The 24,086-nt window shown below is 62.8% G+C and carries 16 protein-coding genes; 3 read left to right on the top strand and 13 right to left on the bottom strand.

What is annotated here, in order from left to right; genetic code table 11:
* Nucleotides 1-7: 7 nt before the first annotated feature.
* The 5 genes from cas3 to ACX93L_RS07640 form a co-directional block, all read right to left on the bottom strand.
* Entirely contained in the window at nucleotides 8-2,587 is a 2,580-nt protein-coding gene (gene cas3, locus ACX93L_RS07660) for a CRISPR-associated helicase Cas3' (RefSeq protein ID WP_459404309.1), read from the bottom strand.
* Between the two features lie 321 nt (nucleotides 2,588-2,908).
* Entirely contained in the window at nucleotides 2,909-3,406 is a 498-nt protein-coding gene (locus ACX93L_RS07655) for a hypothetical protein (RefSeq protein WP_459404308.1), read from the bottom strand.
* 346 nt (nucleotides 3,407-3,752) lie between these two features.
* Complete coding sequence (locus ACX93L_RS07650; RefSeq protein WP_459404307.1) at nucleotides 3,753-4,958, bottom strand: tyrosine-type recombinase/integrase; 1,206 nt, start codon at nucleotides 4,956-4,958, stop codon at nucleotides 3,753-3,755.
* A 370-nt stretch (nucleotides 4,959-5,328) separates the two neighbouring features.
* Nucleotides 5,329-7,107: a trypsin-like serine peptidase gene (locus ACX93L_RS07645; RefSeq protein ID WP_459404306.1), complete on the bottom strand. Its 1,779-nt coding sequence runs from the start codon at nucleotides 7,105-7,107 to the stop codon at nucleotides 5,329-5,331.
* The gene (locus tag ACX93L_RS07640; RefSeq protein WP_459404305.1) at nucleotides 7,104-9,005 is read right to left on the bottom strand and encodes a serine/threonine-protein kinase; all 1,902 of its coding nucleotides are present in this window, start codon (nucleotides 9,003-9,005) and stop codon (nucleotides 7,104-7,106) included. The genes ACX93L_RS07645 and ACX93L_RS07640 overlap by 4 nt, the downstream gene beginning before the upstream one ends.
* Before the next feature lie 175 nt (nucleotides 9,006-9,180).
* Here ACX93L_RS07640 and ACX93L_RS07635 point away from each other — a divergent pair, with 175 nt between their 5' ends.
* A complete protein-coding gene (locus ACX93L_RS07635; protein WP_459404304.1) occupies nucleotides 9,181-13,857 on the top strand; it encodes an nSTAND1 domain-containing NTPase in 4,677 nt (1,558 codons plus the stop codon).
* A gap of 3 nt (nucleotides 13,858-13,860) precedes the next feature.
* Here ACX93L_RS07635 and ACX93L_RS07630 read toward each other — a convergent pair whose 3' ends face one another.
* Complete coding sequence (locus ACX93L_RS07630) at nucleotides 13,861-15,711, bottom strand: RyR domain-containing protein (protein ID WP_459404303.1); 1,851 nt, start codon at nucleotides 15,709-15,711, stop codon at nucleotides 13,861-13,863.
* Nucleotides 15,712-15,713: 2 nt separating this feature from the next.
* Complete coding sequence (locus ACX93L_RS07625) at nucleotides 15,714-16,157, bottom strand: hypothetical protein (RefSeq protein ID WP_459404302.1); 444 nt, start codon at nucleotides 16,155-16,157, stop codon at nucleotides 15,714-15,716.
* A gap of 150 nt (nucleotides 16,158-16,307) precedes the next feature.
* Between ACX93L_RS07625 and ACX93L_RS07620 the strand changes: the two genes are divergently transcribed.
* On the top strand, nucleotides 16,308-16,733 hold the full coding sequence (locus ACX93L_RS07620; RefSeq protein WP_459404301.1) for a hypothetical protein: 426 nt from the start codon (nucleotides 16,308-16,310) through the stop codon (nucleotides 16,731-16,733).
* Nucleotides 16,734-16,837: 104 nt separating this feature from the next.
* Here ACX93L_RS07620 and ACX93L_RS07615 read toward each other — a convergent pair whose 3' ends face one another.
* From ACX93L_RS07615 to hglS, 3 genes are all read right to left on the bottom strand, one after another.
* Nucleotides 16,838-18,070, bottom strand: a complete 1,233-nt coding sequence (locus tag ACX93L_RS07615) for a pyridoxal phosphate-dependent aminotransferase (RefSeq protein WP_459404300.1) — start codon at nucleotides 18,068-18,070, stop codon at nucleotides 16,838-16,840.
* A 117-nt stretch (nucleotides 18,071-18,187) separates the two neighbouring features.
* On the bottom strand, nucleotides 18,188-19,609 hold the full coding sequence (locus ACX93L_RS07610) for an FAD-binding oxidoreductase (protein WP_459404299.1): 1,422 nt from the start codon (nucleotides 19,607-19,609) through the stop codon (nucleotides 18,188-18,190).
* Nucleotides 19,610-19,619: 10 nt separating this feature from the next.
* Nucleotides 19,620-21,020, bottom strand: coding sequence for a 2-oxoadipate dioxygenase/decarboxylase HglS (gene hglS / locus ACX93L_RS07605; RefSeq protein WP_459404298.1), 1,401 nt, complete (start codon nucleotides 21,018-21,020; stop codon nucleotides 19,620-19,622).
* A gap of 214 nt (nucleotides 21,021-21,234) precedes the next feature.
* Between hglS and ACX93L_RS07600 the strand changes: the two genes are divergently transcribed.
* Entirely contained in the window at nucleotides 21,235-21,825 is a 591-nt protein-coding gene (locus ACX93L_RS07600; protein ID WP_459404297.1) for an IMPACT family protein, read from the top strand.
* 24 nt (nucleotides 21,826-21,849) lie between these two features.
* On the opposite strand, the gene ACX93L_RS07595 is transcribed toward ACX93L_RS07600, so the two are convergent.
* The 3 genes from ACX93L_RS07595 to pncB form a co-directional block, all read right to left on the bottom strand.
* Nucleotides 21,850-22,008, bottom strand: a complete 159-nt coding sequence (locus tag ACX93L_RS07595) for a hypothetical protein (RefSeq protein ID WP_169592155.1) — start codon at nucleotides 22,006-22,008, stop codon at nucleotides 21,850-21,852.
* A 114-nt stretch (nucleotides 22,009-22,122) separates the two neighbouring features.
* Complete coding sequence (locus tag ACX93L_RS07590) at nucleotides 22,123-22,593, bottom strand: SRPBCC family protein (RefSeq protein ID WP_459404296.1); 471 nt, start codon at nucleotides 22,591-22,593, stop codon at nucleotides 22,123-22,125.
* Nucleotides 22,594-22,721: 128 nt separating this feature from the next.
* On the bottom strand, nucleotides 22,722-24,026 hold the full coding sequence (gene pncB / locus ACX93L_RS07585; RefSeq protein ID WP_459404295.1) for a nicotinate phosphoribosyltransferase: 1,305 nt from the start codon (nucleotides 24,024-24,026) through the stop codon (nucleotides 22,722-22,724).
* Nucleotides 24,027-24,086 lie beyond the last annotated feature (60 nt).

Raw genomic sequence — 24,086 nt, 5'->3', positions numbered from 1 at the left:
ACCAATTTTATCCCTCCCGCATCAAGCCCGTCCGCCCGTAGCGGAAAGCTTTTTCGTTGATCCTGAATGTGACGGACCCATCATCCAGTTCCGGCACAACCGGTTCCTCGGAAAACACGCCCTGCCAGTGCGACGGCAGGGTGATGCCCGTGATCTGCTCGCCGAACGGACTGGTGACGGGTTCGGAAAATTCGATGCGCGCGCCTTCCGCGCCGAGCCGGGTACGGACCTTTTCCTCCACATCGGCAAACAGCGGCTGGCTCATGAAATCGCATTCGATTTGCAGCCTGAGATTCTTGGCCGATTGGGCGTCGGCGACGTCCTTGCCGTAAACGCTATTCCAATAGGTCTGCCATAGCGGACCCAGTTCCGCATTCAGCGCTTCAATCCGTTCGGGATGGGTGGCGCTTTCCACGAGAAAGCGGTTCATCTCCGGGATCACCCAGGCGGGATGGTCGAGCACCAGTCGGCGCGTCAATTCGCAGGCCTGCAAGTTGCGATAAACGCCACCGCCATCGCGGAACTGGCCGAGGCCGTTCTCGAATGCCGGCTTTGCCAACCTGTCCAGCCCATCCTCCGGTGACAGAACCAGGCATTGCGCCGCTGCGAACTCGTCCGGGCGGCCGAGCCCATGGCGGTGCAGCCGGCCGATGCGTTGCAGCAGAACATCCACCGGGCAGAGATCGGTGATCAGAAGATCGGCATCGATGTCGAGCGATTGCTCCAGTGTCTGCGAACCGACGATGATCACGCCCTGGTCTCCGCGAACGCTCTCGTCCGGGCTCAGCAGGCGCTCCACATGGGAGTCGAGAAGCCGCCTGTCCTCGGCCGCAAAGCGTGAATGATGCAGCGCGGGTCCGTCCGCCACCTGCATGAGGAGCGCCTCCGCACCCATTTCTTTCACGGCTTCGAACGTCTCTTGCGCAGCCCGCACCGTATTTCTGATGACGAGCGCCTTGGCGCCTTGTCGCGCTGCCGCGATGGCGCGGCGGGCGGCTATGTCTCCGGACCAACCGGCCGCCAGCGTCATCGCCACCTCCTTGCCGCGCTGCGCCGATCGATCCACCTCGCGCAGACCATCGCGGCGTCCCCAGACGGCCGGATAGGGAGCGGCGACGGCGGTCTCGAAATCCGGCACAGTCCGGCTCTTTCGATCGGCGCCCAGCCATTTTACCCGGGCATCGGCGCCGAGCGTCGCCGACATCAGCATGGCGTGCCCGCCGCGCCCCAGATGCATTTTCAACAGATGCGTCTGGATATGGGTCATGTAAGAATCCGACGAATGGATTTCGTCGATGACCAGCAGCGAGCGGGAAAGGGCCGCGGCGCGAAGATGGGCATGCTTGACCTGAAGCGCCGCCAGCATCGCCTGGTCGACTGTACCGACCGCAACGGTTGCCGCCAGGTAGCGGCGCCCGCTTTCCGCTGCCCAGCGGGCAATGCGACGGGCTTCGTCGGGATCGTCGTCCCACAAGACCTCGAAGGCTGGAAGTTGCTTGCCCGAGATTTCGCCCGATCGAAGATAGCCCGGCACTGCCTGCACGGCCTCTGGAGCATCGTCGCCCATCAGCCGCCGCAGGACGTCATTCACCCGCTGATGGATTTGCCGCGCCGCGGCCCGCGTCGGCAGCGCGAAATAGAGACTATCCACCTTTCCCGCTTCGAAGAGTTGCGCGAAGCGCCAGAGCGCCGCTTCCGTCTTGCCCGATCCGGTTTCCGCTTCGAGAATTACGAGCGAATCATCCAGTGACCATTCCCCGGTCGCCAATTGGGCCGGACGCGGATGCTTTCCGTCGGCAAGCAGCTCGAAGCGCGCCTTGCCTTGGATGACGTTGCGGAAGCGACCGACATCCAGTCCAACGCCGATTACGGCCTGGGCTGCCTGTTGTCGCGCATCACTCATGTAATCGGGGTTGCACTGGGCAATGAACGGAAAGAGGCTCTGGGTGGAGCCGAGCCAGTCCGCCAGAGAGACAAGCCCGCAGAACAGATGTTGGAAATCGGGCCCTTCCGGAAGTGATGGAGTATTGCCTACCAGGAAGGCCTCCTGGAACCACCCCCGCATCAAGACGCCCAATTGCGCGGCAGCTGCAAGCGGCGCATAGCCCGGATCAACAACGTCTCCCCAAGCCTTGCCAGCCTTTTCCTCCAGGAAGAACGGTCGCCCATGATGTGCGATCGCAGCCCATAAAAGACCCTGACTGACACCCCATGCTCGCAGCGCCGTCACGTTGAGTGCTTCTGCCAACACCCCATCCTCTGCCCCGGCAAAGATCGCCGCACCTTCCTGAACATGTCCGTGCAGGATGGGCGGTGACTGAGAGAGGTCTACGATACCCGCCTTAGCCTGAAAACCGGGATGAAGCTTGCCGCAATCATGCAGGAAGGCGAGTGCCGCGAGACGGGAAATATGGGTATCCGAGAGGGTGCGCCCCGCCGACTGCTCCATTCGGTTGCGCACGACCGGAAGTCTTGCAAGGGCTTCGAAGCAGGCCGCTACGTCCGCGCAGTGATGTGCGAGGTGGTGACTGGATCCATCTTTCGATTTTCCCCAAGGAAAGAGGCACTCCACGAAGTTGCTCCCCATAACAACTACTCGCGAATAGACAGCATCTTCTTCATCTGTGCAACTATTTGTCGAAATACTGTTTGCATCTCCATACTGTAAGGCAACTGAGCCATAGCCCCCTGGCATTCGCTTTGAGACGCGTCAGTGGCTTTGGATGCCCTTCCCAAACATAGCTTTACATCTTACGAGATCGCATTTCGGCTTGCAGCGCGGTCAAGCTGACGGAAGCAACTGGCCGCATTTGACGCAACATGTCTCGTCCAGTGCCGGTCGCTACCGTAACGGCGCGGAGGTGCGGTCTTCCAGTCCGCCGGTGCCGTGGGTCAGGGTACGATCATATCAGCGGAAAAAAGTCGGCTTGGGAATGCCGAGCTTGTCGAGGGTCTGCCTCACCGACAGACGCGACTGCTCGACCAGCCGGATGATTTCAAGTTTCTCGGTGGTACGGCATCTCAATCGTCGTCGCCCCATGTTCGATAATGCTCTTTTGAGCAAGCGGTTCTCTAGGCTGCGGTCGGCCTGCGCTTCCGTCGGGTCGCGGCTCTTCTTCCGCAGCGCCTTAACCTCGTCGCCGGTCACCGAACATGCGATGTCACCGGAAAGCCGCTTATTGCCCGCTTCAAGGAATTCCTTGGACCAGCCATAATACAGGCTCTCGGCGATCGCTTGACGGCGGCAGTTTGTGGTAACGCTATCTCCGCCGCGAGGGCCTCCAGAACGATCCAGCTTCTGTCCTCGGCCGAATGATGCTCGCGCGTGGCGCGGCGGATAGCCGCGCTCGACTACCTGCAGCACGGTTTCTTCTTTAGGTTTTGGGGCAAATGTGTGAGAAATCACAAGCCGCCTCCTATACTCAAAGGATAGACTGGGCATGTCCACCGGGCTAGGGGCAGTCCAAAGGTAACCCGAGGGTGTCTACGAAAATTGGGGCTATTCAGTAAGCTGGCCGGCAGCGCCATTCCAGACCCCGCTGCCGCAACCCTTTGGGGGAGCATCTTAGCCAAAGAAACCAGCTCATTCCTTCATCGGCGCAGATGAAGGAAGTGCCTGTGGAAGCGCCAGGACAGACACCGCTTCCTTCACTGCCGGATGACTAGCCGGCAAACAGACACTGGATTAGTTCCATAATCTTGCGGCGCTGGCAATGCCCAAACCAGACTCCATGCCGCCTCGACCGCTGCCGCTATCCACCCAGGCAATATCTTTCCCAGTCCAACATCATCGGTCGCCGCTGATCGAGAAGGTCGGTCCTGTGATACGCGGCCTCGACCGCGTTCTTGACAGTGTGCGCCAACGCCCTTTCTGCCAGATCGCGTGAATAACCGTTCTCGGATGCCCAGTCGCGAAAGCTCGAACGAAAGCCGTGTGCGGTCGCGTGACGTCCCGGCGTATCGCTTTCCACAGCGTGATCGTGCAGGAATTTTGTGAGCGCCATGTCCGTGACTGGTTTCATCGTCCGCGACAGGAACACCAACCCTTCCCCGGTTTCCGATTGTTCAAGGCGTTCTTCGAGGATCTCGATTGCCCGCGGTCCCAGGGGTACGCGATGCGCCACCTTGGCCTTCATTCGCGGCGCCGGCACCGTCCAGATAGCGTTAGAGAAATCGATCTCTTGCCATTCCATATGTCGAAGCTCACCAGAGCGACAGCCCGTCAGGATGAGAAGCTCCAGCATATGGCGGGTTATGTTGGTCTCGCCCGCATGAAGGACTCGGCCGAAGAAGGTCGGCAGTAATCTCCACGGCAGCGCAGGTTGGTGTTCAACGCGCTCGCGTTTGCCCGGCTGTTTCGGCAGCAATTTGTCGACCACACCGACGGGGCTTGCCACGATGAAACCGTTCGCAGCAGCCCAGTTCATGACGGCATCGCAACGCTGCTTCACGCGGGAGGCGGTCTCCGGTTTCGTCAGCCAGATAGGTTTGAGACAGGCGGCAAAGTCCGCCGGGCCGAGTTCATTGACGCGCCTCTTGCCAATCTTCGGAAAGATGAACCTTTCGAGTGTGCTGATCCATTGATCGCGATGCTTCTTGTTGCGGAAGCCCTCGGCCTTGTCAGCGTGATGCTGTCGTGCGGCATCGGCGAAGGTCGGGACCGCTGCAAGTCGCTCGACCTCCCGCTCCTGTTTGCGGCGGATCTCCAAGGGATCACTTCCGTCGTCTATGACGGTGCGCGCCTCAAAGGCCTTCGCTCTCGCGTCCCGAATGGAAGTCGTCGGATAGCTTCCAAGTCCCATTTCGCGGCGTTTGCCAGTCACGGGCGAAAGAAACCGCAGGATCCATTTTCCGCTGCCGGGGCTGCCGCCAGGTACGAGGTAGAGTCCTACAATCGTACCGTCTGAAACGGCTTTGTCGTTCGGTTTCAGCTTGCGGGCCTTGGCGTCACTCAGCATGTTTCATGTCTCCTTCATGCACTCCATGAAGGTTTGCTAGCCCGCCACTCAGCCCGCCACAAGAGCCGAGATTTGTTGCTACGGGATGATACGAGATGGCATGTGGACGGGCGAAGAACACATAAATTGCGATGTTATTACAATACGATACAGGATCCACTGAGTTTGAATGAGGCGGACGGAACAGCGGCCTCCCTGTCCGCCATATCCTTGCAAATCACTGACGCTTCAGAAGAAATCGTACCCGCCTCGCCATTCTGCGGCGGCGGCACGGCATGGTTTGGGTCGCTTGGAAAGCGGCCCAAAGGCGCAGGATTGTTTGTCCTGGGTTCCCCGATAGCCCGCCCCCTGATCCTCGGTGGTCCGGCGCCTAACTGCCGCCAGTCGGCGCTGCGTCTTCCGCCGCGAGTGGCATGCGCCAGATGCGGATCACCGCGTCGGGTGCCTGCTCCTGCGCGCCGGAGGAGACAATGACGTCGAGTGGCGCGGAATCTTCCTTGGTCGCGATGAGGCTCGGATACCAGTCGAGCGCCTTGTCGCTCGCCTCTTCCTCTTCTCCGGAGAAGATGGACAAGTCGATATCGCTACGGCTCGGAGAAAGCGCAAGAATCAGGTAACGTCCGGGCTCGACCAGCGCATCGCCGAAGCGGCGAAGGAAGATTTCCTCACCCTCGTCGAATGGAAGGACGATTTCCTCCTCCATGACCGGCGTCACGTCACCGGCCTTCGCATCGGGATTGGTGGCCAGCCACTCGCTCAGCACCTTTTGCGGGATTGCTTCCATCGGATCTTTGTAGGTCGAGAAACCCATGTTCCAGGCGAGTTCCCGCAGCGCATGACGTTCGGCCGACGGCCCATCCGGCAATTCGACCAGAAGATCGGCCCGCTGGGCGAAGTTGATGTTGACCGCGTTCGGCGCACGCGCACCGTCTTCGGTCTGGATGATGTTGATCCCGGAAATCAAGCCGACGACATGGCCCTTGCGATTGACCATCGGGCTGCCGCTCGCCCCACCCGTCGCGGGGATCGAGTGCTGGATCAGATAGCGTTCCGCCGGAATGACCGGGAGAAGAAAATAGTCGCTCAGCGCCGTAACATTTCCCAACTGGATCTGCGGAACAGGGGCGACCGGGTTGGTGCCGCCGGATGCAAGCTTTTCCATGGGGAAGCCGGCATAGGCGACGGCATCGCCGGCCTGCAGGGCGTCGATTTCGGACGCATCGGCGACCGTCAGGGCAGGCCCGAGATCGCCGCCCGGCTCCGTATAGAGCAGTGCCACGTCATACCCCTCGCCCGGCGCATCGAGCACCTCGACATCACCGCCCACGGACCGGAACGGCTTGAACTTCTCCCATGCCTGGGTGAAGCGCTCATAGTCCGGATGGACCGCCACGGTCTCTACACGGAAGGTGCTGTAGGGCGAGACGGACGAACGCACGATCATGGTGTCGCCAGGAGTACGTTGATTGAAGGCGGCCGCCACATGGGCGTTGGTGGCGAGCACGCCACCATCATAGACCCAGGCCGTGCCGACAGGTGTTTCCGAGCTGTCCGGCGACAACATCAGGACCAGATAGACGGACTTGGCCACATCACGCAGAACCGAAGGCGCGATGACCTCGGTGTTCTCCAACTTTTCGAGCTTGGCCACCAATTCCGCGACCTGGCGGCTTTCCCGCTCGCGCTCGACATAGAGCCAGCCGCCGAAGCCGGCGAGAACGAAGACCAGGGCCAGGGTCGCCCAGAGCGCCAGGCGCAGACGTCCGGCCGATCGGCGGGTTTCCTGGGAAGGGGAAAGCATGGCCGTGCCGATGCGTGTTTCCGGCAGCGCGCTGTCGATGCTCGTCGTAATCTTCAGCGAAGGTCCGTCTTCGCCCAGCTGCAAGACATGCACACCCTCCAGTGGCTCGCCGTCGAAAGGTTCGCGCCCGTCGATCAGCACCGGATTGCGCAGGTTGGTTTCCAGCCCGTAGTGCCCACCGCTGTTGCGGATGGCGACATGCCGGCGCCCGACGCTGGTGAAGTCTGCCGGAAAGGTCACGCGACAGTGCGCGGTGTCGCGTCCGATCTCGACGACGTCGACATCGTCTTCGAAGACATGAACCGTTCCCGCGCCGGGGCCGCTGACAATCTCGATCCTAAGGGTCATGAAGGAGATCCTGCTTTGCTGTTGGGAGTGGGTGTTGCCGCAGCGGCCATGAAGGCCCGTGCGACCGCTTCGGCTGCCGGCCTTTCCGACGGGTCGGGGGACAGAAGCGCGCAGAGAAGATCACGGATGGCGAGGTCGATGCCGCGTTCGACGAGACGCTGAGCGACTGCCGGCCCCAAGGGACCGTGCTGGCCGAAGGGCCAGAGACGCACCCGAGCCTCAAGGCCTGCGGGGCGCATGCCGGTCAGGATTTCCACCGCCATGACGCCGAGCGCGAAGCAATCGGCAGCCGGGCCTGCCGGTTCTCCCTGCTGCTGCTCGGGCGCGGCATAAGCCTCGGTTCCGCCGAGGATGCCCTGCGTTCCCGCGAGCGTGGCAAGGCCGAAATCGACAATAACCGGCTCTCCGGTTGATCGACAGAGAATATTGGCGGGCTTCAGGTCGCGGTGGACGAGGCCGCAACTGTGGAGGGCCGACAGGACCTGGGCGATGCGCCCTACGAGCAGGATACCCTCCCGGAGCGCCAGGGATTGCGCGGCAACCAGGTCGGCGACGCTGTCGCCCTCGACCAGTTCCTGCGCCAGATAGGGCGAACCGTCGCGGTCGATGGCGAAGGCGAGTGCGCGCGCGACGCCGGGATGATGGAAGCCCTGGGTCGCATCCAGTTCCGCGCGGGCGGTCTCGATCGCCGATCGTCGCATGTCCTGATCGTATTGATCCGGAAGATGGAAACGCTTGAGCGCCACTTCGCGTCCACGCACGAGATCGAAGGCCCGGAAGACCGTGGCGAAGCCACCGCGCCCGAGCCGCTCGATCAGGATGTAGCCTTCCGCGGCAAACATCGCCGCGTCACGCCGGGTATCGATGCCGAGACCCGAAGCGGGGCCGATGAGCGCCAGGGTCTCCCTGACCTTGCGTTCCAGGGCAACCGAACCGGACGCGACCGCGGCAGCGAGCGCCTTGCCCACCGCGGCGAGCGCTTCGCCCTCGCGCGAAAGATCGGTCAGCAACCGCGCCTGCTCCAAGCGCAGATCGATCGCGGGGGCGATGAGCCGTCGCTCCGAAAAGAGATCCGCAAGGCGCGCGAGGACCGGCTCGGCGGCAGCCTGGCCGTCACGCGCATCGGCCGAGGCAACGATCGCCTCCAGCATGATCACCTCGTAGCTGCCAGGCGCGGGCTCGATACGGGCAATCGCATTCGTCGCGATCTGACGGGCTTCGGCGTTCCGTCCGCGTTCAAAAGCAAGACGCGCCCTTGCCTTCGCGATACGGAAGGCGAGATAGCCAGACCCACCGGTGTCCGCATCCGTCAACTCGGAAAAAAGGACCTGCGCCTCTTCAAGGGCACCGCTTTCGATCTCGGCCTCGATCAACCCCAGGCGACAGCGCAAGTGGTCGCGCGGTGAGGCCGAGGCGTCGAGCAGCTTCGCCTGTTTCCGGAAAAATGAACGGGCGGCCCCTGCCTGACCGGCCTCCAGATGGATTCGGCCGCAGTCTCCGCAAAGCCCCGCAATCGCGACACGGTCTTCGCAGGACGCCGCCTCTGCGAGAGCGAGCGCCAGATGGGTCAGAGCCTCATCAAAGCGCCCCCGCCAGGCATGCAGGCTTGCGATCGTCGCATTGGCACGGATGACGAGGTCGGATCGGCTCTCGGACTCGGACATAAGCGCCGCCCAGTGCAGGTCGCGCAGTGCGGCCTCCGTGCGATCAAGCCTGTGGAGCGCGAGACCGCGGGCCAGGCGAGACAGGATCTCCGCGACGACCGGTAACGGGGGGTCCTGCAGCAGGCGGTCAGCCTCATCGGCAATGCCCTCTGCATCCTCAAAGTCGTCCAGGCGCACAAGAAGACTGCGGGCTCGCGCTTCCGAGCCCGTCTGGCCGCCCCCCTGACGGTTCATCGATACCCACCCCTCTCAGTGATCCCGCCCGGCCAGGCCGGCTGATGCAGAACACGCCATTATCAATCACAGTATTTTCGCATCAACAAGTTGTCAGCGGTATATTTTTGTCTCTATTCTTTCCTCCTGCTCCACCTTTACATCCGCCCCGCATCGAAAGTCCGGCCGCTACTACATGCGCACGATCCGTGTCTTCATCTCCTCCCCTTCCGATGCCATGCACGAGCGCAATCGGGTTTCCCGTGCCGCGGCGCGACTGAACAATCGATATCAGTCGATCCTGCGTTTCGAGATCGTTCGCTGGGAGGACGACTTCTACAAGGCACACCAAACCTTCCAGACGCAGATCCGCGAGGCGCGGGACTGCGATATCGTGATCGGCGTGCTGAAGCACCGTCTGGGCTCTCCGCTTCCGGAGGACTTCCCCCGCATGCCGGAGATGCCGCCGTTCAACGGCGAACGCTATCCGTCGGGTACGGCTTACGAAATTCTATCTTCGATCGCAGCGCGCCTTATGTCTCGGGAGGAGAGCCCGGATGTCTATGTGCTCCGCGATGCGGAACCGCCCCGCATCAGTCTGGGTGCGCGCGATGCCGAACAGGTGACCGAACAATGGCACCGGCTCGAGACCTTCGTCCGGCGCTACTTCTTCACGGAGACCGGCGAATTCCGCTTTGCCATAGACACCTATTCCTCCACCGATGCGTTCGAAGCCCGCATCGAGGCGCTGCTCGAGAAATGGGTGGCCGACCATGTGCGCGGCGACGAGCGGATCACCTGGCCGATCGCAGTGAAGGGGTCGCCGTTTCGCGGTCTTGACGTCTTTGACTTTGCACATCGCGATGTCTTCTTCGGCCGAAGCAGGGAGACGGAAAGAGCGTTGTCGATGATCGCCTCGCTGTGCGACGCAGACGATAGCCGGCCAGCCTTCCTCCTGGTTCTCGGTCCCAGCGGTTCGGGCAAGTCGTCGCTGCTGAGGGCGGGTCTCGTTCCGACCATTCTGCAAGCTGACATAGGCAACGCCGACGAATGGCGGGTCGCCGTCATGAAGCCATCCGAAGGCGCATCGCCTTTCGAGGCCTTGGCGCTGGCGCTCTCCGGCAACAGAGGCGAACAGGATGCAGGAACGGTCAGTACTGCCGACCAGCCCCGCGCCCTGCCCGAGCTCGCCGTTGGCGCCTTTGCCAATCCGCAGTCACTGACGGCGCTTCTGGCAGCCGGAGGCCTGGCGGCGGCCAGCGCGATCGAGGCTGCGCTCGATGCCGCGGAACGGCAGCTCTCGGCGCGGAATGATTTCACCCGGCCCGCCCGGATCCGCCTGCTGCTGGTGGTCGACCAACTCGACGATCTGTTTTCCGGTGCGGTCAGCGACGCCGATCGCGACCGTTTCACCGAGCTCCTGCGGGTGTTGGCCACAGGTGGCCGGGTTGCGGTCGCCGCCAGCCTTCGGGCGGGTCTCTACGAACAGGTACTGAACGATGCGACGCTTTCTGCACTCCGACAGCAGGGCGCAATGCTCGAGCTTGCCAGCCCCGGCACTGCGGAACTCGCGGAAATCGTGCGCCGGCCCGCGGCTGCGGCAGGACTGGTGTTCGAGCAGGATCCGGCAACCGGTCAACGCCTGGACGAAAAGCTGCTTGCCGATTTCGATCGACCGGACATGCTTCCCCTGCTGCAGTTTGCACTCGAACGGTTGTTCGTCGATCGACGCGAAATAGGCGGCCACACGACCCTGACGATTGCGTCCTACGAGGCGATGAACGGCATCGCAGGCGCGGTCGCGGCCGTCGCGGACCAGGCGCTTGCCGGCCTGGACGCCGCTGCGCGATCGAAGCTTCCAAAACTGTTGCGGCTTCTCGTCCAGCGTTCGCCTGGCACGAGCGACGGAGAAACGGCATTCAGCCTGACCGAGGCGCCGGCGATCCTGATCTCGAACGATCCTCCGCTCGCCGAACTTGCCGGCGCGCTGACTGCGGCCCGTCTCATCGTCGAATGCCGTACGAAGACGGGCCAGCCGGCGTTTCGGCTTTCGCATCAGCGCCTTCTCACGATATGGCCCGAGGCCGCAAAGGCCGTCGAGGACAATGCCTTTTTCTTTCGCGTGAACACCGAACTCAACGAGGCATTGGCGCGCTTCCTCCGGAATGGCGGCCGCTTTTCCGGCGTCATACGCGATCCCGTGCTGCTCGCGGAGACGGTGCGGCTGAAACGGGAATATGGCGACGAACTTTCTCCTGCCGCCACGTCGCTGATCGGGCGCTCGCGCCTGCGCGCGCGGCTCGGGGCTATCGGCCTCATGACCGCCGTTGCAGGCTTCGCCGGCCTGTCCGTCGCGGCCTTCGTCTCCTATCAGCAGTCCGAGAGAAATTTTGGCCTTGCAGTCTCGACGCTCGACGGGGTGGTCAGCGACATCGCGGACGGACTGCGCAACGTGACCGGAATGACGATCGAAAACCGCCTCCGGATTCTTGGTCGCGTGCAGGAGACCGTCGATGCGCTCGAAGCACAAGCGGGCGCATCCGATCGGTTTGCCGTCACGCGCTGGCGCATGCTGGTCGTCAACGGCGATTCCCAGGCTGCCGGCGGCAACGGCGAGACCGCCGAAGCACTCTATCGTGAAGCACTCGGCCTTGCGGAGAGCGCAACGGCGAGCAATCCGGCGGACGCCACCTGGCAGCGCAATCTTTCGGTCAACCTGGAGCGTCTCGGCGATCTGGTGCTGAAGCAGGGCGACCGCGCGGGCGCCGAAGCGCTCTACGAGCGCAGCATCGCTGCGTCGCGAGCCCTTATGAGCGTACTGGATGAGGCGGTCGCCGGGCCGGATCTGGCGATCAGCATCGACCGCTTCACCCGCCTGAAGACCGGTAGCGGCGACTTCAAGGGCGCGCTGGCAGCCGCCGAGGAAGCGCTGGCCATCAGGCGGAAGCTTGCGGCATCCTATCCCGACGACCGATGGAACCGGGACATCGCCTCTTCTCTGCAAACGATCGCCGAGATCGAAAATGGCCTTGGCGATTCAGACGCGGCGCGCGCGCGGATCGAGGAAGCCTTGCAGCTTTCGCGTCAGCTCACCCAGTCCGACCCCGGCAATGCCGATTATGCCAGCACATTGTTTTCGGCGCTCAATATGGAGGCCGACGCCCTGGCCGATGCGGATCGTCGCGCCGATGCCGCGGCGATCATCGAAGAAGCACTGCGTCTCGCCCGCCAGATGATCGCATCGGATCCGGGCAATGCGACATGGCAGGAGCACCTGGCCAACGCGCTGGAGCGCCAGGGCAACTACGCCCTGTTCGACAAACGGCTCGACGAGGCCAGGCGCGCCTATGAGGAAATTGTCAGCATGGCGCGCGCGTTGAGCGCAACCGATCCCGCCAATCTCGATTATCGCAATCAACTGGCCATCGGCACGATGCGGCTTGCGGACGTAACGCTGGAGGCCGGCCAGACCGCAGAGGCCAAAGAACTGCTCGAGGAGGCGCTTGCCATCCGGAAGGCGCTTCTCGAAAGCGACCCGCACAATATCCGGATGCTGGAAACGCTGAACACGGTCGAGATGCGCCTCGGCAACCTGGCAGAGCGGCAAGCCAACCCGCAGGAGGCGCTTCGCCATCACATCGCCGCCATCCAGTCGGCGCGTTCGTTAACCGCAGCTTCGCCGGACACGCCGGACTATCGCATCCGCCTGCTCACCCGCCTGGTTAAGGCCGGCGATGCGAAGATCGCGCTCGGACAGCCGAAGGACGCCGTGCAATTCTTGGAGGAGGCGCTATCCCTTGCGCGATCAATTGCCGCAAGCGGGAATAGCGGCGACCGGCGCGACCTGACCGTGATCCTCGACAAGCTGGGGGAAGCAGAACGTCTTTCCAACGCTCCGCAAGCAGCCGCAACCTACGCGTCGGAAAGCGTTTCCATCTCCCGCCAGCTGCTTTCGGAAACACCCGCAGATCCTGACCGGCAGAGTGATCTGGTTCGTGGTCTGGCGCTTCAATACAAGGCCGAAGAGGCGGCCGGCCGGCATCCGGCCGCCCTCGCCAACCTACAGGAGGCCACCCAACTGAGCTTCGACATGCTCACTCGCAATCCGGCCGACGCCGCCAATTGGGATCTCGCCCTCGAAGCGTCGAAGGAGTTCGTCATGCTTGCCGGAGAGGATCCCGAGGCGAAGCCCACCGCGCTGACCTTGCGGCGCGAGATCATCGAGAAAGTGCTGTCCCTGAAGCCTGACAATCCGGATCGCCTGTTGGACATGGCCGAGGTCTCGGGGCAACTGGCCGAGGCAACCGATGATTCCGCCGAACGGGAGCGCCTGTTGCGGCAAAGCCTCGCGGCAGCGCAGAAGCGCGCGGCACTGATGCCGTCTGATGCGGAGGTGCAGCGGCTTTCGGCCCAGCGCGGAGACAAGCTGGCCGAACACCTGCTTGCACAGGGTCGTTTCGCCGACGCGCTGACGCTTTTTGTTTCCGGCCGAGAGATCGCCGCGACGCTGAGCGCCGCCGCCCCCGAAAACGACATCTACCGACGCGACATTCTGGTCAGCGATCTCTATGCCGGCGCAGCGGCCACGCAGAAAGGCGACAAGACGGCGGCGGCCGCGTATTTCGCCGATGCCGTCGGCCACGCCCGGATCTTAAGCGAACACAGCGATCCGGGCGAAGCCGGACCCAGACTCGAACTGGTCAGAGCCCTTTACAATCACGCGGAGGCTACGACCGGGGTCCTGCGCCTTGACGCACTCACAGACGCCCGCGCAGTTCTCGCAGAGCTTCAGCAAAGCGGATTGCTCGCGGAAGACAAGAAGGGTTGGATCGGCGAGATTGATGCAATGATTGCCGCCGAACCGAAACCCTGACCCTCAGCGACGGGTCAGGGCACGCACCATCTCACGGTCATAGTCCTTCACGTCGTCCGGCAATGCATCGTAGCCCACCAGATGCGGATGGAGCAGCCGATCGTCGTCGCGGCGCTCTGCGAAACGCCATCCGTTCAGTTCCCGGTCGATGCGCCAGGAATCATGTTCGAGGCGAGCCAGCGCCTCCAGCCGCCCGGGGTCTTCCACTATTTCCGGCGGCAGGGCGGGTCCGTCCGTCACGTCACGCCACGCCGCCAGACCGGCGCTCAGACGTTTGACCGGCAGATAGTCAGCCGAGCGGCGGCTGGCGATGCGCCAGGTTTCGGCAAGCCGCTCCCAAGGCGCGAGCGCGGGAAGATCAGCCGACGCCCCTTCTCCGAAACTCTTCAGGCGATAGGTCTCGTGAAGCCGTCGCGCCAGAGCCTCCCGAGCGCCGAAGATGGCGTCCAGATTGCAGATATCCTCGAACAGGCCAAAGGGCTCGATCGCTTCACCGGGCGTTGCTGCCTCTAATAGCCGGGCACAGGCAGAGCCATCTTTCCCCATCCGGCCCGGCAGGCGGCGAAACAGGGTTTCGAGGCTCGAGCGTTTGTCCATGCGAACGAAGAAGGGCACCGCGAGGCCCGCTCCCCTATTTCCCGGGGTATTCAGGGCAAGCGCCAGACGCGCGTCATTCAACACATTCTGCGAGGCAAAGATCGTCGCCGTGAACGGTCCCCATTCCGCCAGACGGCCCAGCAGCGCGGCATCCCAGGACAGCACGGAGGGATCGGCCTCGACGATGCGGAGCCGGGTCGCCCATGCGAGTGGCACATCTTCCGCGGGATCGGGGGCCGCAAGGCCATCCTCGAGTGCGAAGGCGAGGTTCGGAACGCGGGCCAGTATGGTCTCCCGGGCGGCCTCGGCATTTCCGGTCAACACGCTTATACGGCTCGGACCGAGACCGGCACAGGGCGAGAGACGAAGGTAGTGCAGCAGTACTTCCAGTGCTGCCGACGAGAATCCCGCAAACAGGAGATGAACATGCGACTGGCCGGTCGTGAGGGCCAGGTCCGAAAATGGCGTTCGTGCCAGCAGGAGGCGTGCCGCCAGCGCATCCGCGTTGAAGATTGCCAGTTCGTCGCCGCGGCCGGGCTGCGCGATCGCCGGTTGACGTGCCAGGGTCTCGGCCATGGCCGGATCGTCGATCGTCAACACGATGCGGCCGTCGCGCGCCTCCGCGGCGGCACGGCGGCGCAAGACGGCCTGAGCCAAGGCAAGATTTCGCTCGTCCGACCCGGAGCCGATCAGGACGAGCCTTGCCTTTTCCACGCGGGCTGGCGCGATTGCCTCGGAGTGATTGAGGTCCGCTTCCAGCAGAACGGCCCGTTGCGCCGTCGCCATATGGGCCATCGCGCTGCGGTCGTGGTCCAGGATGATGCTGGCGCTGCGATCCTCGGCGGTGCGAGCCGAACGGGCGAAATGCGCATTGCGCTGACCATGACCCAGAACCGCGGTGTGGCCGGACAAGAACGAGGCACGCCAGACCGCAAACTCGCGGCCGAAAAGCGAAGCGATCGTCCGCCAGACGGCGACCACGGCAACCGTTGCTCCGACAAAACGGGCGACGACCAGGAACCAGTTTTCGGCAAGCGGCCGCGACGACAGATCGAGGGAAAAGAGCTTCAATGTCTGGATGAAACTATGGACCGCGAGCTTCGCAGCACCGGCACCATCGGTCGGCTGAATTCCGTCACGCATGTTCTCGACGAGGAAACCGACAAGTCCGCTAAATAGAACGAAGATTGCGGCAATCGCCAGGCCTCGCGACTTCAGCAGCCTCGCTGCCGCTCCAATTTTCTTCTGCAGCTTCAAATTCAACTCCATCCCAGGCGATCGCCCGCGTCCAATATGGGCCGGCGTTCACGGCTGCTGGCGATTGGAACCCGGTACATCCTGCTCGCGACCGTGTAGGTCAGGCTTGCCTGCTCCTGCACGTGATCGCCTTCCCGGGTAGGTTCCAATGCCACCTTCGATGCCTCCTTTTCGCTGATCGGGCGGGCACGCTGAATCCGACTGCCCGTGACAAGCCAAAACGTCGTCATTCGTTCTTCCACCTGATCCGGATCAGCGCGCGTCAACGCGATCTTGAACGGCGCGAGCGGCTTCGCCCAGCCGGCGCATGCGGCCGTCGTGCACCACCAGCAGTCCGTAAAGATCTTGCCGAAGAGATCTGTGAAAATCCGGGACCTGTCTTCCGCTTGGGTGAAGAGCGGCACGAGGAAAGCAGCGACGGCAACGAATAGACATCTTGCTTTCACGCGTCGCTTACTCCGATAAGGCCTCTTCGGCTATGTATTTATCCAATACCTCACGATCGAACAACTGTATCATTCACGATCAGTACTAGGCCTAGCGATCGTCAGCACGTCCGTGCCAGAACTCGAAGACCTTGCAGCGGGAGATTTGTGATGGGATGTGACATTCACTGCGTGGCCGAGATCAAACGAGCGCAAGGTTATGTACGAACTGTCGACCTGGGGTTCGGCGGGGGGCTCGGCGAACCCTTCGGCGCCGGTCCCTATGCAGTCTTCAGCTTCCTTGCCGATGTTCGCAACGACGCAAACATAAAGCCGATCGCGATGCCGCGCGGATGGCCCGGCGATGCGAGCGCCGATGCGCAGGCCTATTACGACGAATGGACAGCCGACGCGCATTCGGCATCCTGGCTTCTGGTCGAGGAACTCTCGTCCTTCGACTATGACCAGATCGCCCAGACGGACGCTTCAGGAATGCCGACAACCTATCGGGAATTCCTGGGTCCCGACTTCTTCGACGACCTTCATCGCCTGCAGGAAGGCCGTGCAAGCCGGATCGTCTTCTTCTTCGACAATTGATGAAGACGGAGGCGCCACGTCGGCAGGGCGCTGCCGGCGTGGCGGGTGCAAGAGGAGGATCCACCTCCTAACCCGGCCCTAGGCATGGGGCCGGAAGGCAGATGTCACTTGAGCCTGGCGCAAGCGTCCGCGATGCGGGAAAGCGCTTCCCGGAGTTCCGCTTCAGCACTCGCATAGGAGATGCGGAAGAAGGGCGAGAGGCCGAAGGCGGAGCCGGGGACGACGGCGACATTCGCGTCCTCGAGCAGGTAGGCGCAGAAGTCCGCATCGGTTTCGAGGACCTTGCCCGAAGGGGTCGTCTTGCCGAGTACGCCCGCGCAGCCGGAGAAGGTGTAGAAGGCGCCTTCCGGGACCCGGCAGTCCAGACCGTCGATCGCGTTCAGGCCGGCCACCACCAGGTCCCGACGATACTTGAAGCTCGCCTTGCGCTCGGCGAGGAAGTCCTGCGGACCATTGAGCGCAGCGACGGAGGCCGCCTGGCTGATCGAGGACGGGCAGGACGTCGCCTGGCTCTGCACCACGGCCATGGCCTTGATGAGATCGCGCGGACCGCCGGCATAGCCGATGCGCCAACCGGTCATCGCATAGGCCTTGGAGACGCCGTTGACAGTCAGGATGCGATCCTTCAGCCGCGGCTCGAGAGCAGCGGGCGTGACGAATTCGAAGCCGTCATAGACGATGTGCTCGTACATGTCGTCGACCAGGAGCCAGACCTGCGGATGGCGCAGCAGCACGTCGAGCAGCGGGCGATAGTCCTCGGCACGATAGCCGGCGCCTGAGGGATTGGACGGCGAGTTGAGAATGACCCAGCGCGTGTTCGGGGTGATCGCCGCCTCGAGCTGCTCGGCCTTCAGGCGGAAGCCGGCTTCCGCGCTGCAGGCGATCAGCACCGGTGTCGCCTCGGCGATCTGGACGATGTCGGAATACGAGGTCCAGTAGGGCGTCGGGATGATGACCTCGTCGCCGGGGCCGAGCGTCGCCATCATCGCATTGAACAGGATCTGCTTGGCGCCAGTGGCAACCGTGATCTCGTCGAGGGCATAGTCGACCGCGTTCTCGCGCTTGAACTTGTCACGGATGGCGGCCTTCAATTCCGGCGTCCCGTCCAACGCGGTGTACTTCGTCTGGCCGGCCTGCATGGCCTTCCAGGCGGCTTCCTTGATATGCTCCGGCGTATCGAAATCCGGCTCGCCGGCACCGAGGATGATGACCGGCCGGCCTTCGCGCTTCAGGGCTTGAGCCTTGGCGCCGATCTTCAGGATTTCCGAAACGCCGATCGAGGAGATCCGCGCGGAAGGCCGGAATGCGGCCTCTTCAGTCTTGCTATTGATGTTCATGACCATCCTCTCCTTTGTTCTCGTCCTCGCTCCCCGATGGAGAGCGGCTCGCCTCTACCGTCCTGCTCGCAGGCAATTGCGGTCCGAAAACCGCTTCAGGCCTTTCCTCGCATTGCCCTAGCCAAAACGAACAGCGCCGAGAGCCGCCGGCGAGGTGATCGCCTTCAGCCCCGCCGCGAGCGCCTTGATCTTGGCGTCCGTGTAGAGGTCGTAATAGTTCTGGTTCTTGCGGCCGATCGCGTGTTCGGCGCTGAAGCTGCCACCGAAATCGCGGACGGCAATCTCGAAGACCCAGTCGCGCAGCCGCTTTTCAAAAGCCTTGTCGCTTGCGGCGGATGAGTCCTTGGGCACGACGAGATTGAAGTGCACGCCGCCGTCGCCGACATGGCCGAAATCGCAGATCGTCACCTCGGGGAACACCGAGGGCATCTCCGCCTTCATGCGGTCGCAGAAGGCCATGATGTCGCCGCGGCGGAAGGACAGGTCGAAGGCGATCAGCTTGCCGGAATGCTTGACGCCCTCCGACAATGCGTGGCGCAGTGCCCACATCTCATGGGCCGGACCGACGAAGGCATCGCCGAGCGGCGCCTCCGCGCTTTCCCAGATTTCGGCGAGAACGGTTTCAAGGACCGCGTCCAGGGTCTGCTCGCCCTCGCGGGGTTCCCAGGTGCGGGAAATCTCGCAGAGGATTACATAGTCCGGGACGACACCGCCCTGGAACGGATTGCGCAGCGACGGGACGTGATCGAGCGCAGCGGCCACGGCGTTCCTCGACATGCCCTCAAAGGCCGAGAGGTAGGCGCCGAGGCGCTCCTCCATCGCCCGCAGCAGCGGCATGACATGGGCACCGCTTGCCGGCACGAGATAGGCGGTCGCTACCTGCTTCGGCAGCGCCTCGAGGTTCAGCACGCATTCGGTGATGATGCCGAACGAACCGGCCGTGCCGATGAAGATCTGTTTCCAGTCGACGCCGGTGTTGTTCTTGCGGAGATCGCAATCGAGGTCGAGGACGGTCCCCGCCTCGTCCGCCAGAACGACCTTGATGCCGAGCGTGTTGCGCCGGACGTCGCCGTATTTCAGGAAACGCGAACCGCCGGTGTTGGTCGACAGCATGCCGCCGAGACGCGGGTCGGCGCCGAGATCGATCGGGAAAAATAGTCCGTGGCCTTCGAGGCGCTGGTTGACCTCGGACAGGCGAAAACCCGCGTCGACCGCGAGCGAGCGATTGTCGAGGTCGAGTTCGAAGCGCTGGGTCAGACGATCGAGGCTGAGGACCACTTCACTTCCGGATCCGTCCGGCGTCGAACCGGAAACGAGGCCGGTATTGCCCGATTGCGGGATGAGGGCCAGTCCGTTGCGGACACAATAGGCGACTGCTGCGGAGACCTCTGCCGTCGTTGCCGGCCTCAGCACGAGGCCCGCCAGACCTTCGTCGTAGCGGGCTCCCGTCTGATAGGCCACCATGGCACCGGCATCCCGAACGACACCCTTGTCGCCGAGCATGTCCACCAGCGCCAGAATGTGCTCCTGGTCGATCATTTCGTCTGCTTCACTCCGCTGCCTGGACGGCCGAGAGCATCTGGCGGCAATCGGCGATCGATGCCTGCTCAATGCCGGCATAGTGTTCGAATTCGTTCAGCACCTTGGCACCAAGGTCAAGCTCGAAACGCTGCTGGTTCGGGCTGGCGACGAATTCCTGCGTTGCGTCATCGCCGAGATTGGACTGGAAGATGCCTGCGGCGCTGACCGGCAGGAAGTCTTCGTAGACGATCGGATCGAACTGGACGAGGCCGTCGGCGATCAGGTCATCGAGGCTGGCCTGCGGATCGGCCTTCGACTTGCGGCCCTTCGCGGTGAGCGAATAGGCGAAGTAACCGAGCCCTTCGGCGCGGATCGCTTCCCAGGTATCGGGGAACGGCACAAAGGCTTCGGCGAGCGCCTTTTCGTATTCGACGGCATTCGAACCGTCGGCAGCCGGGCGCACAATCTTGCGGGATGCGTTCAAGAGGTCGTCGTAGAGCGCACGGCCCTTCGGGGTGAGCGCAATGCCGCGCTGCTCGATCTCGCCAAAGCGGGCGGTGTGCGAGCCTTCCTTCCACTCGCCGCCCTCGCCTTCGAACAGGACCGGTTCGTTGAGAGCCTTGAACGAGGTCTGGCGCAGCAGGATTGCGCATTTGCGGGTCGGCGGCCCCTCGACTACGGCCTTCGGCGCAATGCCGTATTCCGGCATGCGGGCCTGGACGAGATCGATGTCGAGCGTGCGCGGCGTCAGGTGGTTGATGTGCGGCCCCTTGAACGAGACGACATCGGCGATCAGGCGGTGAGCGGCATGAAGCCGCGCATACATGTCCGCGCTGACGCGCGCCTTGTCGTGCCAGCGGAAGGTTTCGAGCGCTTCGGACACGAAGCGCGCCGCATCTGCGCGATCGAGACCACCCTGCTGCTCGGCCTTTTCGGTCAGCTCGACGGCGCCCTCGGTGAAGATCCGGCGGGTCGAAAGCGTGGCTTCCGCCTCAGCACGAAGGCTCTGATCGGCGATCAGGTCAAGACGCAGCAGCGAGGTGAAGACGCGGAAGGGGTTCTTCTTGAGGCTCGCGTCGCCGACCGGGCGGAAGGCGGTCGAATGGACAGGAACACCCGCCGTCGAAAGATCGTAATAGCCAACCGGGAACATGCCCATCACCGCGAAGACGCGGCGCATCATGGCGAGTTCTGCGGGCGTACCGAGGCGGATGGCGCCGTGACGCTCTTCCGAGATGCGATCGAGACTGTCGGTGTCTTCGAGGCGCTCGCGCAGCTGCGGGTCGGCATCGAGCGTTTCCTGGTTCACGCGGGCGACCAGATCCATCAGCGTGCCATAGGCAGGAACCTCGGCGCGGTACATGGCGGACATGGCGGCGGAAAACATCGAGCGGATTTCGTCGCTCGAGACAAAGGTGGTCTTGGTCATCACAGGCATCCCTAAGAACGGCAGGTGGAGAATTCGATGACCGGACGGATAACCTTTTTGCACTGCAATAGATGCTGACGTTTATCAATGAGTTCATGCGTAAGCGGAATGACTTTCCATTTTACCGGACATTTGTGCATGAACTGAAAATCGAGCGAAGCCTGCTGGCGAGGCGGCGAACGAGGCGCTATGAGGATTGCCAGGAGAGTTGCGCATGTTCACCCTCGCCCGCACGGAAAGCTTCAGTCAGGACATCAAGAAGAGCCGGTTCACCGCGCATGTCGCGCCGGTGGAAAACGAGGACGTCGCCAAGGCTTTCATTGCCGCCGCCGGCGATCCGGCCGCCAACCACAATTGCTGGGCCTTTCGCGTCGGCCAGGCCTATCGCTTCAGCGACGACGGAGAACCCAGTGGCACGGCGGGCAAGCCGATCCTGCAGGCCATCGACGGACAGGGTCTCGACAATGTGGCGGTCGTGGTCACGCGCTGGTTCGGCGGCATATTGCTCGGGAGCGGCGGGCTGATGCGCGCCTATGGCGGAACCGCCGCGGCGTGCCTCCGGGCCGCCGAAAAGATCGAGGTGATTGCCCGTATCGATGCGCGGATCACGGCAGGCTTTTCCGACCTCGCCTTGGTGAAGGCAAGGCTCGGCGCCATTCCCGATCTTCTGGTCAGGAACGAGGACTTCACGGATAGCGGTGCAATCCTGACGGTGGCGCTGCCGGAGGCATCGGCCGCCGGCATGGAGCGGCTGGTGACCGACATCACCAGTGGCCGGGCTCAGATCAAGATCGAGGACCGTTGAGCCGGCTCGGCGCCGATACGGAGCTCAATGAATGGTGTCGACCGTTTCGTCGCGCAGAAGATCAAGGACGTCACTCAGCGCCGCCACCAAAATGTCGGTGAGCTCGTCGCCCTTGTTCTCGACGATCAGATGCTTGATCGCTGCATCCTGCTGCTCGAAAAAGTGATCCGGTTCATTGGTCATCGTATCAGTCCCCTCATGGTGCCGATTCGGCTTGCGTCTTCCGGGGCAGTTAGACGCGCCTTGGCTTGCGCCGGGCTGTCATAAAAAAGACAAGGGGCCAAAACCCCTCAAGCATCAAGAGGCGGCGGCATCCTCACCGGCCCCACCGGCGACGATTTCGCCGAACTTCGAGAAGAACTCACCCGCGAGTTTCTTCGAGGTCGAGTCGATCAGTCGCGAGCCGAGTTGGGCGATCTTGCCGCCGACCTCGGCTTTCACCGTATAGGTCAGGATCGTCGCATTCGCCCCGTCGGCGGCAAGCGAGACGTCCGCGCCGCCCTTGGCAAAACCGGCGAGACCGCCCTTGCCTTCACCGGCAATCGTGTAGGAATGCGGCGGATTGAGGTTCTGCAGCTCGACGGCGCCCTCGAACTTCGCCTTGATCGGACCGATCTTCAAGACGACCTTCGCGGTCATGTTCGTGTCCGAGGTCTTATCCAGGCTCTCGCAGCCGGGTATCGCCTGTCTGAGGATCTCCGGGTCGTTCAATGCCTGCCACACAGTCTCGACCGGCGCTTCGATCCGCTCGCTGCCACTCATGTCCATGATGTCGTTCCTCCCCGGTGCATATTGACTGCCGCACGGCCCCTCCCCGGGCCGATCGACAGCTATCTGACGAACAGCTTACAGAGCGCCACGCGGATCGCAAGGGACGCTTGCGAAGGGCGCGGCACTCAGACGAACACGGCCTGTTCGACGCGATCCTCGGTGCCGAAGAATTTCATATAGCGCTCGACCTCGGACGGATCGCCGGTGGCCTTCTTGGGGTTGTCCGAGAGCTTCACCGCCGGCCGGCCGTTCGCTTCGCTGACCTTGCAGACCAGTGAAATCGGCTTCAAACCTTCGATCTCGCGCGGGGCGCAACCGGCGAAATCATTGGTGAGGTTGGTGCCCCAGCCGAAGCTCATGCGCACCCGACCCTCGAAATGGCGGTAGGTGTCGATAATGGCATCGACATCGAGCCCGTCGGAGAAGATCAGCAGCTTCTGCCTCGGATCGCGACCCATCTTTTCCCACCAGGCGATGATCTTCTCGCCGCCCTCGATCGGCGGCGCGCTGTCAGGGCGGAAACCCGTCCAGTCGGCCACCCATTCCGGCGCATTGCGCAGGAAGGCGGCCGTGCCGAAGGTATCCGGCAGCACGATCAGCAGGTTGCCGCCATAGAGACGCTTCCAGTCGGCCAGAACCTTGTAGGAGGCCTCGGCCAACTCCTGGTCGTTGCGAGCAAGAGCCGCCGTGACCATCGGCAGCTCGTGCGCATTGGTTCCGACGGCTTCGAGGTCGGAATCCATGGCAAGGAGGACGTTGCTCGTACCGGTGAAAGCGGGTCCGATGCCTTCCTTCAATGCCTCCACGCACCAGCGCTGCCAGAGAAAGCTGTGGCGGCGGCGGGTGCCGAAGTCTGAAATTCGCAAGCCGGGGAGTTCACGCAGGCGTTCAACCTTGGCCCACATCTTGGCCTTGGCACGGGCATATAGCACGTCGAGCGTGAAGAGGCCGAGCGAGCGGGATACGGCGCGCGACCGCATCTCGTTGATGATCGCCAAAGCCGGGATTTCCCACATCGTTGTCTCCATCCACTTGCCGTAAAAATGGAGACTGAACTGACCGTCCTTTTTCGACAGCTCGTATTCGGGCAGCTGAAAATTGGCGAGCCAGGCAAGAAATTCCGGTTCGAAGATCTGCTTGGTGCCGTAGAAGGTGTTACCAGCGAGCCAGATCGCCTCCTTCTTGGTCAGGCGCAGGGTGCGGGCGAAATCGAGCTGGTCGCGAAGCTCCGCCTCGTCGATCTCCTCGGCAAGGCGCACCGTCTTCGTGCGGTTGATCAGCGTGAAGGTCGCGTCGACGTCCGGGTAGAGTTTCCAGATCATCTGCAGCATCAGCAGCTTGTAGAAGTCGGTATCGATCAGGCTGCGAATGATCGGATCGAGCTTCCAGCTGTGGTTGAAGACTCTCGTCGCGATGTCGGTCTTGGTCATCGAAGTGACTGCCCTGCAAGTCGCGGCCTATTCTTGATGCCGCTCAAATGGCCGGGAATC

The organism is Rhizobium sp. CAU 1783, assembly GCF_054551725.1.
Note: the sequence above shows the minus strand (reverse complement) of the source record. Positions and strands in the feature narration are given on the sequence as shown.

Bases quoted from the DNA above. Each gene is read 5' to 3' on its own strand.
- cas3 (WP_459404309.1), bottom strand. From the start codon at position 2,587: ATGGGGAGCAACTTCGTGGAGTGCCTCTTTCCTTGGGGAAAATCGAAA.
- ACX93L_RS07650 (WP_459404307.1), bottom strand. From the start codon at position 4,958: ATGCTGAGTGACGCCAAGGCCCGCAAGCTGAAACCGAACGACAAAGCC.
- ACX93L_RS07645 (WP_459404306.1), bottom strand. From the start codon at position 7,107: ATGACCCTTAGGATCGAGATTGTCAGCGGCCCCGGCGCGGGAACGGTT.
- ACX93L_RS07640 (WP_459404305.1), bottom strand. From the start codon at position 9,005: ATGAACCGTCAGGGGGGCGGCCAGACGGGCTCGGAAGCGCGAGCCCGC.
- ACX93L_RS07635 (WP_459404304.1), top strand. From the start codon at position 9,181: ATGCGCACGATCCGTGTCTTCATCTCCTCCCCTTCCGATGCCATGCAC.
- ACX93L_RS07620 (WP_459404301.1), top strand. From the start codon at position 16,308: ATGGGATGTGACATTCACTGCGTGGCCGAGATCAAACGAGCGCAAGGT.
- ACX93L_RS07615 (WP_459404300.1), bottom strand. From the start codon at position 18,070: ATGAACATCAATAGCAAGACTGAAGAGGCCGCATTCCGGCCTTCCGCG.
- ACX93L_RS07610 (WP_459404299.1), bottom strand. From the start codon at position 19,609: ATGATCGACCAGGAGCACATTCTGGCGCTGGTGGACATGCTCGGCGAC.
- hglS (WP_459404298.1), bottom strand. From the start codon at position 21,020: ATGACCAAGACCACCTTTGTCTCGAGCGACGAAATCCGCTCGATGTTT.
- ACX93L_RS07600 (WP_459404297.1), top strand. From the start codon at position 21,235: ATGTTCACCCTCGCCCGCACGGAAAGCTTCAGTCAGGACATCAAGAAG.
- ACX93L_RS07595 (WP_169592155.1), bottom strand. From the start codon at position 22,008: ATGACCAATGAACCGGATCACTTTTTCGAGCAGCAGGATGCAGCGATC.
- ACX93L_RS07590 (WP_459404296.1), bottom strand. From the start codon at position 22,593: ATGGACATGAGTGGCAGCGAGCGGATCGAAGCGCCGGTCGAGACTGTG.
- pncB (WP_459404295.1), bottom strand. From the start codon at position 24,026: ATGACCAAGACCGACATCGCGACGAGAGTCTTCAACCACAGCTGGAAG.